This is a genomic window from Mycobacterium sp. E2327 (assembly GCF_001672675.1).
In the GTDB taxonomy this organism is placed as follows: Bacteria; Actinomycetota; Actinomycetes; order Mycobacteriales; family Mycobacteriaceae; genus Mycobacterium.
In genome coordinates this window covers 1-13,634 of sequence record NZ_LZKE01000004.1, presented here as the reverse complement: position 1 = coordinate 13,634, position 13,634 = coordinate 1, and the positions used below count along the sequence as shown (strand labels likewise).

General features: G+C 69.8%; 11 protein-coding genes. 10 read left to right on the top strand and 1 reads right to left on the bottom strand.

Features of this window, described 5'->3' with window-relative positions; genetic code table 11:
* Nucleotides 1-91 precede the first annotated feature (91 nt).
* Together A5712_RS00465 and A5712_RS00460 are read left to right on the top strand one after the other, a co-directional pair.
* Entirely contained in the window at nt 92-1,354 is a 1,263-nt protein-coding gene (locus A5712_RS00465; protein ID WP_068100084.1) for a sulfotransferase, read from the top strand.
* The gene (locus A5712_RS00460; protein WP_068100082.1) at nt 1,351-2,511 is read left to right on the top strand and encodes a DUF1214 domain-containing protein; all 1,161 of its coding nucleotides are present in this window, start codon (nt 1,351-1,353) and stop codon (nt 2,509-2,511) included. Before A5712_RS00465 ends, A5712_RS00460 begins: the two co-directional genes overlap by 4 nt.
* 3 nt (nt 2,512-2,514) lie before the next feature.
* On the opposite strand, the gene lysA is transcribed toward A5712_RS00460, so the two are convergent.
* A complete protein-coding gene (gene lysA, locus A5712_RS00455; RefSeq protein ID WP_068100080.1) occupies nt 2,515-3,855 on the bottom strand; it encodes a diaminopimelate decarboxylase in 1,341 nt (446 codons plus the stop codon).
* Nucleotides 3,856-3,962: 107 nt separating this feature from the next.
* Here lysA and mfd point away from each other — a divergent pair, with 107 nt between their 5' ends.
* From mfd to A5712_RS29885, 8 genes are all read left to right on the top strand, one after another.
* Nucleotides 3,963-7,625 (top strand): transcription-repair coupling factor, encoded by a 3,663-nt coding sequence (mfd, locus tag A5712_RS00450; RefSeq protein WP_068100078.1) that lies wholly within the window; start codon nt 3,963-3,965, stop codon nt 7,623-7,625.
* A gap of 82 nt (nt 7,626-7,707) precedes the next feature.
* Entirely contained in the window at nt 7,708-8,754 is a 1,047-nt protein-coding gene (locus A5712_RS00445; RefSeq protein WP_068100076.1) for a nucleoside triphosphate pyrophosphohydrolase, read from the top strand.
* Nucleotides 8,755-8,939: 185 nt separating this feature from the next.
* On the top strand, nt 8,940-9,668 hold the full coding sequence (locus A5712_RS00440; RefSeq protein WP_142282192.1) for a lytic transglycosylase domain-containing protein: 729 nt from the start codon (nt 8,940-8,942) through the stop codon (nt 9,666-9,668).
* A 44-nt stretch (nt 9,669-9,712) separates the two neighbouring features.
* Entirely contained in the window at nt 9,713-11,002 is a 1,290-nt protein-coding gene (gene eno, locus A5712_RS00435) for a phosphopyruvate hydratase (protein WP_068100072.1), read from the top strand.
* Between the two features lie 11 nt (nt 11,003-11,013).
* Entirely contained in the window at nt 11,014-11,634 is a 621-nt protein-coding gene (locus tag A5712_RS00430) for a septum formation initiator family protein (RefSeq protein WP_068100070.1), read from the top strand.
* Nucleotides 11,627-12,115, top strand: a complete 489-nt coding sequence (locus A5712_RS00425; RefSeq protein ID WP_068100068.1) for a DUF501 domain-containing protein — start codon at nt 11,627-11,629, stop codon at nt 12,113-12,115. The genes A5712_RS00430 and A5712_RS00425 overlap by 8 nt, the downstream gene beginning before the upstream one ends.
* On the top strand, nt 12,109-13,053 hold the full coding sequence (locus A5712_RS00420; RefSeq protein WP_156766336.1) for a Ppx/GppA phosphatase family protein: 945 nt from the start codon (nt 12,109-12,111) through the stop codon (nt 13,051-13,053). Before A5712_RS00425 ends, A5712_RS00420 begins: the two co-directional genes overlap by 7 nt.
* A 197-nt stretch (nt 13,054-13,250) precedes the next feature.
* The gene (locus tag A5712_RS29885) at nt 13,251-13,589 is read left to right on the top strand and encodes a hypothetical protein (RefSeq protein ID WP_082973192.1); all 339 of its coding nucleotides are present in this window, start codon (nt 13,251-13,253) and stop codon (nt 13,587-13,589) included.
* Nucleotides 13,590-13,634 lie beyond the last annotated feature (45 nt).

Sequence of the window (13,634 nt, the reverse complement as noted above, 5' to 3'; positions counted from 1 at the left end):
GAGCACAACGGTCCGCCTGACCGCCCGGAGGCGACCGCGAAAGGCCGCCAACACATTTCAGCTGCGCGCTCAACGGTGAGGAACGCTAGCAATGGCCATCGAGACGCCACCCAGACCGCTGCCGTTCCGCATCCTCAACGGCGCCTATCGCGCCGCCCGCCGCGTCGGCGCCCATCCCGTGCCGCTGCGCAAGTACGCGCTCATGGACCGGGCCAGCCGGCGCGCGGGCGGCCTGACCGACTTCGGTGATCCCCGCTTCGAAGCGGGATTGGACCGGCTCATCGACTCGATCAATTCCGAGGACAAGCTCAACGGCTTCGGCCGAATCCTGGCCGCGACGCACATCACCAACCTGCTGCGCCAGCGCTTGCTGGTCGTGGAGCACATCCGCCGGAATCCGTCGATCCGCGACGAGGTCATCGCCAAACCGGTATTCCTCGTCGGCGCACCCCGCACCGGCACCACGATCACCCATCACCTGCTCAGTCAGGACGACCGGTTCCGCTTCCCGCTCACCTGGGAATGCGACGAGCTGCACCCGCCGCTGGATCCGGCCACCATGCGCACCGACCCGCGAATCGCGCGCAGCGAGAAGCAGATCCGGCGAACCCTGTCGCTGGCTCCCGATCTCGACGCCGCGCACCCGCTCGGCGCGTGGGAGGCCCAGGAATGCGCGCTGCTGCACGCCTACGCCTTTCACAGCGAGACGTTCCTCGTCATGTTCAACTGCCAGGGCTACGACCGGTGGTTGGCCGATCAGGACCGCACCTGGGTCTACCAGGAGGAGAAGCTGCTCCTGCAGTACATGCAAAGCGGGGGACTGCGCCCGCGGGAGAGCTGGCTGCTGAAGACCCCACCGCACATGGCCAACATCGACAAGATCCTCGACGTCTTTCCCGACGCGCGCTTCGTCACCACCTACCGCGAGCCCACCGAGGTCATCGCCTCCAGCTGCAAGCTGTCCGGCACCGTCTTCGCGATGGTGCAGGACGGGTTGGATTGGCAGGCCTGGCACGATCACGGCCGCTACATGCGCTGGCGCACCGGGGGGATGCTCGCCCGCAACGTCGAACTGCGGCGTCAATTCGTCGACCGCTCAGAGCAATTCATCGACTTTCCGATGGAGCGCATGGTTCGCGACCCGATGGCCTGCGTCAAAGCGATCTACGACCACTTCGGCATCGAGCTGACCCCCGAGGTGCACCGCAAGATGGGCCGGTTCATGGACAAGCGGGGCGCGTCCACCCGCAAGCCCAACATCTACCGCGCCGAGGATTACGGGCTCGACATCGCGGCGCTCTGGCCGGAACTGCAGTACTACCGCGACTTCTACGGAATCGAGGACAAGCGATGACCGATCAGTCAAGTGATGCGCTGCGGGCGGCGTGGCGACGGTTCGGCGAGCTGCACGACGAGCTGCTCGGCGTCGCGCTGGCGCAGGGCGACCTCGACGAAGCTTCTGCCAGTACACTTCTCGGGCGTTTGATCGGCCATATTCAGTACATGGGCCTGCAATTGCGCAGCGACCCGGCCCGCCCCACGCTGATCAACGCCCAGTACGCGCCGTGGAACTGGGGCCACTCCAACCCCGACACCCTGTACCTGTCGGCGCGCATCGACGACGCGCACGACTACCGCGTTTACGGAACGCTGGGCTCGGTCGCACAGACCACCTTCGGCGTCTACGCCGGCAAGGACGACCAAGCCCAAGCGGTCAAGACCCAGTCCGAAGACCTCGAAATCGCGGCGGACGGCTCCTTCGAGGTCTACTTCACCCGGCAAAAAACGGGCGATGCCAACTGGTTTCAGCTTCCACCGGGGGCCGAGTCGTTCTGCTGCTACCAAACCTACGGCGACTGGCAGCACCAATCCAAGGGCACCATCCGCATCGAGTGCCTCAATCCGGAGGCGCCCGCGCGACCACCATCGGTGGCGCAGGCCGTCGCGGCGTTCGACGAGCACCTCGCCGCGTCGCGGGACCTGTTCACCATGTGGGTCAACGACATTCCCGCGCGCGTCTTCGGGGCCCTCCCGAAGAATTTCGCCATCCCACCGATGCAGCCGCCGTCGGCCATGGCCGGCGCGTGGTTCGTCCCCATCTCGTGGGAACTGAACGAGGGCCAGGCCTTGGTGATCGACTACCAAATCCCCCCCGGCAGCCCGTATGTCGGCATCTGCCTGACGAATCGGTGGAGCGAGATGATCGACATCGCCACCCGCCAGACGAGTCTGAATCTCGGCCAGTCGCACGCCGACGGAGACCGGGTGCGGGTGTTGCTGGCCACCGAGGATGTCGGCGTGGACAACTGGCTCGACGCGCGCGGGTATCGAAGCGGGGTCGTCACCTGGCGTGCCACCGCGGCCGAGCAGCCCGCCGCGCCGACCGCCACGGTGATCGACGTCGACCGCGTCGACGACTACTTCGACCCGTCGCGGCGCGTCACCGGCGAGCAGCGGGCGGCGGCGCTGTTGGCGCGGCAACGCCACTTCGCCGAGCGGGACACGCCATAGGGTTTAACCGCAGTCGCGCGCCAGCAGATCGGCGACCGTCTCGCGGCGGACCAGGGCGCGGGCCCGGCCCTCGTTGACCGCCACCAGCGGCGGGCGGCCGACCAGGTTGTAGTTCGACGCCATGCTGTGGTGGTAGGCGCCGGTGCAGGCCACGGCCAGCAGGTCGCCGGGGTGCAGGTCGGCCGGCAGCTCGATGTCCCGGGCGATCTCGTCGCCCGCCTCGCAGTGCCGCCCGGCCACCGTGACGCGCAGCCTGGCGCCCAGCGGGTGCCGGTTGGCCAGCGTGACGGTGTATTGCGCGCCGTACAGCGACACCCGCGGGTTGTCGCTCATCCCGCCGTCGACGGCGACGAAGGTGCGCCCGCCCGGTTGCGTCTTCACCGAGCACACCCGGTAGAGCGTCACCCCGGCCCGGCCGCTGATGGCGCGACCGGGCTCCACCACGATCCTCGGCCGCGGGAAGTGCTCGGCGGCGCAGGCCTCGTCCAGCGCATCCTCGATGACCCGGGAAAGCTCGTCGAGGTCGAGCTCCCGGTCGCCCGGGACGTAGGGGATCGCGTGGCCGCCGCCGATGTTCAGCTCGGTGAGCACGACCCCGTGCTGCGCGCGGATGTCCGCCATCGCCGCGATCATCCGGCGAATCGCCTCGCCGTAGAGGGCGGGGTCGGTGACCTGCGATCCGATGTGGCAGTGCAGGCCGACCAGGTCGAGGATGGGATGCGCCAGCACCCGCTTCGCGGCGTCCGCGGCGTGGTCACCGGCGAGGGTGAACCCGAATTTCTGGTCGCTGATGCCGGTGGTGACGGCGCGGTGTCCGTGAATGTCGATGTCGGGGGTCACCCGGATGAGCACCGGCTGGCGCCGGCGGGCGAGGCCGGCGAGGTACGCGATCTCGATGCACGAATCGACCACGATGCGCCCGACGCCGACGCGCACGGCCTCGCGCAGTTCGGCCGGCGATTTCGCGTTGCCGTGCATGACGATCCGTGCCGGGTCCACGCCGCCGGCCAGGGCGGTGGCCAGCTCGCCGGCCGAGCAGACGTCGACACCGAGCCCCTCCTCGCGCGCCCACCGCGCCACCGCGGTGGTCAGCAGCGACTTCCCCGCGTAGACGACGCTCACGTCGTGCAGCGCCTTACGGTAGCGGCGGGCGCGCAGTCGGAAGTCGGCCTCGTCGATCACGTAGGCCGGGGTGCCGAACTCGTCGGCGATGTCAACGAGCGGTACGCCGCCGACGCACAGCCGGCCCTCCTCGTCGGAGTGTGTGTTGACGGGCCAGATCGTCGAGTCGAACCGTCGGGGGGCCGCCTTTCCAAGGGACGGCAGGATGTCCAGCAATGTCATGACTTCAACGTGCGCCCGGCCGGTGGCCGGTGCCGCTTTTCTTACGATCCCTTGACGCCGCCGGGGCCAATATTGACGTCTTTAGGCGCCCCTAGAATGGATTCATCATGACCGGACCGGGGCCTGCTCGCCCAGAAACCCCGATCGCGGGGCTCGTGGACCTGGCGCTGACGGCGCCCACGTTCCAGCAGCTGATCGACAGCGCGGCCGCCCGCCCGGCCGAGTTGAGCCTGGTCGGACCCGCCAGCGCCCGCCTGTTCGTCGCCACCGCCCTGGCGCGGCTGGGGCCGCTGCTCGTCGTCACCGCGACCGGGCGCGAGGCCGACGACCTGACCGCCGAACTGCGCGGCGTGCTCGGCAACGCGGTGGCCGTCTTCCCGTCGTGGGAAACGCTGCCGCACGAACGGCTCTCGCCCGCCGTCGACACGGTCGGCGCCCGAATGATGGTGCTGCGCCGGCTGTCTCACCCCGACGACGCACGGCTGGGACCGCCTCTGCAGGTGGTGGTGACGGCGGTGCGCTCGGTGCTGCAGCCGATGACGCCACGGCTGGGCGCCGTGGAGCCGGTCACCCTCAGTGTCGGCCAGGAAATAGCCTTCGAGGACGTCATCGCCCGGCTGGTCGAGCTGGCCTACACCCGGGTGGACATGGTCGGTAGGCGCGGCGAGTTCGCCGTGCGCGGCGGGATCCTCGACGTCTTCCCGCCGACCGCCGAACACCCGGTGCGTGTCGAGTTCTGGGGCGACGAGGTCAGCGAGATGCGGATGTTCGCCGTCGCCGACCAGCGCTCGATCCCCGAGATCGAGGTCGACACGGTCGTCGCGGTGGCCTGTCGCGAGCTGCTGCTCACCGACGCCGTGCGGGAGCGGGCCGCCGCGCTCGCCGCCCGGCACTCCGGCGCCGAGCCCGCGATCACCGGCAGCGTCACCGACATGCTGGCCAAGCTGGGTGAGGGCATCACCGTCGACGGCATGGAGGCGCTGCTGCCGGTGCTGCGTCCCGGCGAACACGTGCTGCTGACCGACCAACTGGCCGAGGGCACGCCGGTGCTGGTGTGTGACCCGGAGAAGGTGCGCACCCGGGCCGCCGACCTGATCAAGACGGGCAGCGAATTCCTCGAGGCGTCGTGGTCGGTGGCGGCGCTCGGGACGGACGCGCCCGTCGACCTGGAGCAGTTCGGCGGGTCGGGCTTCACCGAACTGGACGACGTGCGCGCCGCGGCGGCTCGGTCGGGTCACCCCTGGTGGACGTTGAGCCAACTCTCCGACGAGTCGGCCGTGGAACTCGACGTCCGGACCGCGCCGTCGGCCCGCGGGCACCAACACGACATCGACGGCATCTTCGCGATGCTGCGCGCCCACGTCAGCACCGGCGGGCACGCCGCCGTCGTCGCGCCCGGCACCGGGACCGCCCACCGGGTGGTGGAGCGGCTTGCCGAGTCCGACACCCCCGCCGCCATGCTGGAACCGGGCGCCGCCCCCAAAGCCGGCGTGGTCGGCGTGCTCAAGGGTCCGCTGCACGACGGCCTGATAATCCCGAGTGATCCCCCCAACCTGGTGGTCATCACCGAGACGGACCTGACCGGCAACCGGGCCACGGCCACCGAGGGCAAGCGGCTGGCGGCCAAGCGGCGCAACACCGTCGACCCGCTGGCGCTGACGGCCGGGGACCTGGTGGTGCACGACCAGCACGGCATCGGGCGGTTCGTGGAGATGGTCGAGCGCACGGTCGGCGGCGCGCGGCGCGAGTACCTGGTGCTGGAGTACGCCTCGGCCAAGCGCGGGGGCGGGTCCGACAAGTTGTACGTCCCGATGGACTCGCTGGACCAGCTGTCGCGCTACGTCGGGGGGCAGGCGCCGGCGCTGAGCCGGCTCGGCGGCAGCGACTGGGCGAACACCAAGACCAAGGCGCGCCGCGCGGTGCGCGAGATCGCCGGCGAGCTGGTGGCGCTCTACGCCAAACGGCAGGCCAGCGCCGGACACGCGTTCGGGCCGGACACCCCGTGGCAGGCCGAGATGGAGGACGCGTTCGGCTTCACCGAGACGGTCGACCAGCTCACCGCGATCACCGAGGTCAAGGCCGACATGGAGAAGCCGGTGCCGATGGACCGGGTGATCTGCGGGGACGTCGGCTACGGCAAGACCGAGATCGCGGTGCGGGCGGCGTTCAAGGCGGTTCAGGACGGCAAGCAGGTCGCCGTGCTGGTCCCCACCACGCTGCTCGCCGACCAGCACCTGCAGACGTTCACCGACCGGATGGCCGACTTCCCGGTGACCGTCAAGGGGCTGTCCCGGTTCACCGACGCCGCCGAGTCCCGCGCGGTGATCGAGGGCCTGGCCGACGGGACGGTCGACATCGTGATCGGCACGCACCGGCTGCTGCAGACCGGGGTGCGCTGGAAGGACCTGGGCCTGGTCGTCGTCGACGAGGAGCAGCGGTTCGGCGTCGAGCACAAGGAGCACATCAAGTCGTTGCGGACCCACGTCGACGTGCTGACCATGAGCGCCACCCCGATCCCGCGCACGCTGGAGATGAGCCTGGCCGGGATCCGGGAGATGTCGACGATCCTGACCCCGCCCGAGGAGCGCTACCCGGTGCTGACCTACGTCGGCCCGCAGGACGACAAGCAGGTCGCAGCCGCCCTGCGACGCGAGCTGCTGCGCGACGGCCAGGCGTTCTACGTGCACAACCGGGTCAGCTCCATCGACCGGGCCGCGGCCCGGGTGCGTGAGCTGGTGCCCGAGGCGCGCGTTGTCGTCGCGCACGGGCAGATGCCCGAGGAGCGGCTGGAACGCACCGTGCAGGGCTTCTGGAACCGCGAATACGACATCCTGGTGTGCACCACGATCGTGGAGACGGGCCTGGACATCTCCAACGCCAACACGCTGATCGTCGAGCGCGCCGACACCTTCGGGCTGTCCCAACTGCACCAGCTGCGCGGCCGAGTCGGGCGCAGCCGCGAGCGCGGTTACGCCTACTTCCTCTATCCGCCGCATACGCCGCTGACCGAGACCGCCTACGACCGGTTGGCGACCATCGCGCAGAACAACGAGCTGGGTGCCGGTATGGCGGTCGCGTTGAAGGACCTCGAAATCCGCGGCGCCGGCAACGTCCTGGGCGTCGAGCAGTCCGGGCACGTCGCCGGGGTGGGGTTCGACCTGTACGTGCGGCTGGTGGGCGAGGCGGTGGAGGCGTACCGGGCCGCCGCCGACGGGCAAACGGTCACCACGCCCGAGGAGCCCAAGGACGTACGGATCGACCTGCCGGTGGACGCGCACCTGCCGCCGGATTACATCGCCAGCGATCGGCTGCGCCTGGAGGGCTACCGGCGGCTCGCCGCGGCTGCTGACGACGCCGCCGTCAGCGCCGTGGTCGAGGAGCTCGTCGACCGCTACGGCGCGCTGCCCGAGCCCGCCGAGCGGCTGGTGGCCGTCGCGCGGTTGCGGCTGCTGTGCCGCGCCGCCGGCATCACCGAGGTGTCGGCCCCGTCGGCGTCGACCGTGCGGCTGTCGCCGGTGACGCTGCTGGATTCGGCGCAGGTGCGGCTCAAGCGGATGTATCCGGCGGCGCACTACCGCGCCACGACGTCCACCGTCCAGGTCCCCATTCCCCGGGCCGGCGGTGTCGGTGCGCCCCGCCTCCGCGACGTCGAGTTGCTGCAGATGGTGGCCAACCTGGTCACCGCGCTGCAGGGAAAGCCACAGGTGGAGGTTGGTATAACGGGGTCACAGCAAGCACCGGTGTCCGGGGAGGAGCGACAGGCGAGATGATCCGCGCCGCCGACGATGCAGTGGGGGCACCCCCAGCCGCGGAGCGGCGAGGGGGACGAAGCGATGAGGAGGAGGGGCGCACTTGATCGTCGTCTTGTTCGACCCCCGCCGCCCGTCGCTGGTGCCGGTCGAGGCCATCGAGCACCTCGCCGGCGAGGTGCAGTACACCGAGGAGATGCCGGTCGCGGTGCCCTGGTCGCTGCCAGCGGCGCGGCCCGTGCACTCCGGGGATGACGCGCCGGTACTGCTGTCATCCGATCCCGACCACCCCGCCGTCGTCGCCCGGCTGGCCGCCGGGGCCCGCCTGATCTCGGCGCCGGACACGCCGCGCGGCGAGCGACTGGTCGACGCCGTCGCGATGATGGACAAGCTGCGCACCGCGGGGCCCTGGGAGAGTGAGCAAACTCACGACTCGCTGCGCAGGTTCCTGCTCGAGGAGACCTACGAGCTGCTCGACGCGGTCCGCAGCGGCAACGCCGACCTGCTGCGCGAGGAACTCGGCGACGTGTTGCTGCAGGTGCTCTTTCACGCCCGCATCGCCGAGGACGCGCCGCAGCTGCCGTTCACCATCGACGACGTCGCCGTCACCCTGATGCGCAAGCTCGGCAATCGGGTGCCGGGAGTGCTTGCGGGGCAATCGATTTCGCTTGAAGAGCAGTTGGCGCAGTGGGAGGAGCGCAAGGCCGCCGAGAAGTCACGGAATTCGGTGATGGACGACGTTCACACCGGTCAACCGGCCTTGGCGTTGGCGCAGAAGGTGATTCAACGCGCCGAGAAGGCGGGGCTGCCCGCCGACTTGATCCCGGCCGAGATCACCTCGGTCTCCGTGTCGGCCGATGTCGACGCGGAAAGCGCGCTTCGCACGGCCGTTTTGGAGTTCGTCGACACCGTCCGCGGTGTGGAGAGGTCGATCGTCGCCAGCCGCCGCGGCGACAGCGTGCCGCTCGAGCTGGATGTGGCGCCGCTGGGCGAAGTGACCGAGGAGGAGTGGCGTGCGCACTGGCCGTCCGCCTCGCTGGCCGTCGACGGCGAGCCGTTGAGCGAGGGGGTCGCCGAGCCGGAGGTGGACGACGGTGCCCGGGCGAAGGCGTCGGAGGGTGGCTCCAAGAAGCGTCGGGGCCGGAAATAGGTCGGTCCCGTGTGTCGCCCGTCACCCGGCCATAGTTGCTGGTAGCAAACGCCAAATTGGCTGACGATCGAAGCCGCATCGGGGGGCGCGGGGCCGTAATCGACGGGGTACGGCCGAATCGCGTGGGACGATGGTCGTGGTCGAGTTTGTGTAGGGAAAGTCCAGGGGAGTTACAGAGGGGCATGGTGTCGCCGAGGCGTTGGTTGCGGGCGGTCGCCGTGATCGGCGCGACCGCCATGATCCTCGCCTCCAGCTGCACCTGGCAGTTGAGCTTGTTCATCCCGGAAGGGGTGCCGCCTCCCGCGGGGGATCCGGTGCCGCCGGTGGACACTCACCTGAGCGGGCGGCCCGCGGATCAGTTGCGCCAGTGGGCCGAGCAACGGTCGGCGGCGTTGGAGATTCCCGTCGTCGCGCTGGAGGCCTACGCGTACGCCGCGCGCGTCGCCGAGGTGGAGAACCCCAAGTGCCACATCGCGTGGACCACGCTGGCCGGCATCGGGCAGGTCGAAAGCCACCACGGCACCTACCGGGGCGCGACGCTGTCGCCGAATGGTGACGTGAGCCCGCCCATTCGGGGCGTTCGCCTGGACGGCACCGGGGGCACGCTGCGCATCGTCGACAGCGAGGACGGCGCGGAGGGCGAGGCCGGGGTGGTGCGCGCCATGGGGCCGATGCAGTTCATCCCGGAGACGTGGCGGCTGTACGGGGTGGACGCGCACAACGACGGCGTCGTCAGCCCGGACAACATCGACGACGCGGCGCTCGCGGCGGCGGGTTACCTGTGTTGGCGTGGAAAAGATCTCGCCACACCGCGGGGGTGGATCACCGCGCTGCGGGCCTACAACAACTCCGGCGTCTACGCGCGGGCGGTGCGGGACTGGGCGACCGCTTATGCGGCGCATCACCCGCTGTAGCAGGATGTATCGCTGACGGCGCCAGCGACGACAAGGAGAACCCAGTGCCGATTATCGAGCAGGTCGGGGCCCGCGAGATCCTCGATTCCCGCGGCAACCCGACGGTCGAGGTCGAGATAGCTCTGATGGACGGGACGTTCGCCCGCGCGGCGGTTCCGTCCGGCGCGTCGACCGGCGAACACGAGGCCGTCGAGTTGCGTGACGGCGGTGAGCGTTACGGCGGCAAGGGCGTGCAAAAGGCCGTGCAAGCCGTGCTTGACGAGATCGGTCCCGCCGTGATCGGCCTGGCCGCCGACGACCAGCGGCTGGTCGACCAGGCTCTGGTGGACCTCGACGGCACCCCGGACAAGTCGCGGCTGGGCGGCAACGCGATCCTGGGCGTCTCGCTGGCGGTCGCCAAGGCGGCCGCCGATTCCGCCGAGTTGCCGCTGTTCCGCTACATCGGCGGCCCCAACGCGCACATTTTGCCCGTGCCGATGATGAACATCCTCAACGGCGGCGCCCACGCCGACACCGGCGTCGACATCCAGGAGTTCATGGTCGCGCCGCTGGGCGCGCCCAGCTTCGCGGAGGCACTGCGATGGGGCGCCGAGGTCTACCACTCGCTCAAGTCGGTGCTGAAGAAGGAGGGGCTCTCCACCGGGCTCGGCGACGAGGGCGGGTTCGCCCCCGACGTTGCGGGCACCACCGCGGCGCTGGACCTGATCGGCCGCGCCATCGAGTTGGCCGGCTTCAAACTCGGGACCGACGTGGCGCTGGCGCTCGACGCGGCGGCCACCGAGTTCTACGCCGACGGCACCGGCTACACCTTCGAGGGCAGCGCGCGCACCGCCGAGCAGATGGCCGAGTTCTACGCCGGCCTGCTCGGCTCCTATCCGCTGGTGTCCATCGAAGACCCGCTGTCCGAAGACGATTGGGATGGTTGGGCGGCCCTGACCGCGTCGATCGGGGACCGGGTGCAGATCGTCGGCGACGACATTTTCGTCACCAACCCCGAGCGCCTCGAAGAGGGCATCGAGAAGGGCGTGGCAAACGCGTTGCTGGTCAAGGTGAATCAGATCGGCACGCTCACCGAGACGCTCGACGCCGTCGCGCTGGCCCACCACAGCGGCTACCGCACGATGATGAGCCACCGCAGCGGCGAAACGGAGGACACCACCATCGCCGACCTGGCGGTGGCTGTCGGCAGCGGCCAGATCAAGACCGGCGCGCCCGCCCGCAGCGAGCGCGTGGCCAAATACAATCAACTGTTGCGGATCGAAGAAGCCCTCGGTGACGCGGCACGCTACGCCGGTGATCTGGCCTTCCCACGGTTCGCCCTGGAGCAGAAGTAGGTTGAAATAGCTTGACGCCCAAGCCCGATCCGAAACGTCGCTCCCCGGCATCGCGGCCGGGGAAGCCTGGTGATTCGGTTCGGCGCCGTCGAGCCGCCAAGCCCTCCGCGCCGCCGCAGAGGACGGTGCAGGAGCGTGTCGTCGAGCCCATCAAGCGCCAGGCAGCCGAGTCCGTCGAACAGCGCTCCGAGCAGCGGCTCGGGTTCACCGCTCGACGGGCGGCGGTGCTGGCCGCGGTGATCTGCGTGCTGACGCTGACCATCGCGGGCCCGGTGCGCACCTACTTCGCGCAGCGCACCGAGATGAATCAGCTGGCCGCGAGCGAAGCCGCGCTGCGCCGCCAGATCGCCGACCTCGAGCAGAAGAAGGTCAAGCTCGGCGACCCGGCTTATATTGCGGCGCAGGCCCGCGAGCGCCTCGGTTTCGTGATGCCCGGCGACATTCCGTTCCAGGTTCAGCTTCCGCCGACGGCGGCGGCGTCCCCGCAGCCCGGCGCCGACGCGGCGAAACCGGCGAACAACAACCCGTGGTACACCTCGCTGTGGCACACCATCGCCGACGCGCCCCACTTGCCGCCGGCCGCCCCGCCGCCACCGGAGGCCCCGCCGAACCCCATGGCTCCCGGTGGTTGATCGTGGCGATCTGGAAGCGGTGGCGCGCCAGCTCGGCCGCGAGCCGCGTGGGGTGCTCGAGATCGCCTACCGTTGTCCCAACGGCGAACCCGGCGTGGTGAAGACGGCGCCGAAACTGCCTGACGGCACGCCCTTTCCGACGCTGTACTACCTGACCCACCCGGTGCTGACCGCGGCGGCCAGCCGACTCGAGACGACGGGATTGATGCGCGAGATGACCGAGCGGTTGCGCCGCGATCCCGACCTGGCGGCCGCGTACCGGCGGGCCCACGAATCGTATCTGGCCGAGCGTGACGCGATCGAACCGCTGGGCACGACGTTTTCCGGCGGCGGAATGCCGGATCGGGTCAAGTGCCTGCACGTGCTGATCGCGCACTCGCTGGCCAAGGGCCCTGGCGTAAATCCCCTTGGGGACGAGGCGTTGTCGGTGCTCGCCGACGACCCGGCGATGGCGGGCGTTTTGGTGGCGGGGCAGTGGTGAGCCGGCTCGCCGGAATCGACTGCGGCACCAACTCGATCCGGTTGCTGATCGCCGACGTGAGCGACGGTCGGCTGCGCGACGTGCATCGCGAGACGCGAATCGTGCGGCTGGGGCAGGGCGTCGACGCGACGGGGGAGTTCGCCCCCGACGCGATCGCACGTACCCGCGCCGCCCTGACCGACTATGCGTCGCTGCTGAAGGCGCACGGGGTCGAGCGAGTGCGGATGGTGGCGACGTCGGCGGCGCGCGATGTCGCCAATCGCGATGTGTTCTTTGCGATGACGGCCGAGGTGCTGGGTGCGGTGTTGCCCGGTGCGGTGGCCGAGGTGATCAGCGGGGCGGAGGAGGCCTCGCTTTCCTTCCACGGTGCAGTCGGCGAATTGGACAGCGCTGCCGCCCCTTTCGTCGTCGTCGACCTGGGCGGCGGCTCCACCGAGATCGTGCTCGGCAGCGAGCGGGTGGTGGCCGCCTACTCGGCCGACATCGGATGCGTCCGGTTGACCGAGCGCTGCCTGCACTCCGACCCGCCGACGCCCGACGAGGTGGCGGCCGCGCGAGCGGTGGTGCGCGAGCGGCTCGACGCCGCGCTGGGCGTGGTGGACGTCGAAGGGGCGCGGACCTGGGTGGGGCTGGCCGGCACGATGACGACGCTGTCCGCGCTGGCACACAACATGACGGCGTATGACTCTGCCGCCATTCACCTTTCACGCGTGCCGGGCGGTGACCTGTTGGCGGTGTGCGAGCGGCTGATCGGGATGCCGCGCTCCCAGCGCGCCGCGTTGCCGCCGATGCACGAGGGCCGGGCCGATGTGATCGGCGGCGGCGCGATCGTGGTGGAGGAGTTGGCGCGCGAGCTGCGCGCCCGCGCCGGGATCGACGAGTTGATCGTCAGCGAACACGACATCCTGGACGGCATCGTGCTGTCGATCGCCGGCTAAGTCACATCCGCCCCATTAGTACCCGCGCGGAGGGGGCACCCTTTGTGCCCACCTCATAGCGACAAATGCCGCCGCAGCGTGGATCGCCGGCTGAGTCACATCCGCCCCATTAGTACCCGCGCGGAGGGGGCACCCTTTGTGCCCGCCTCATAGCGACAACTTGAGGCGTTGTCGTACCGGTATGCGACCCTGCGGCAATGAACCTTCGAGGAATCGAACTGCGCTATGTGCTCGCGATGCATCTCGCTCATAATGGGCGGGCAACCGTCGCCGAAATGCTCCATGCGCTTGAAGCGCAAGGCTTTTGCGTTCCCGGCCGGGCATCGAAAGTCATTTCGGACGCCCTGCGTTGGGAGACGGAACGGGACAGGGTGCGCCGGCTTCGGCGCGGGCTGTACGGGCCGGGCTATATCCCGCGCTCCACCGAACACCGAATGCATGTACGGGTGCTCGCGTTGCGTGCGGCGGCCAAGTGTCGCTCTGAGGCGGGCACAAAGGGTGCCGCCTCCGACCAGATGCCAGTGTGGCGTATGTGACTTAGCCAAGAATCGCTGTGACTTGGGGGCTTTCGGTGTGCGCCC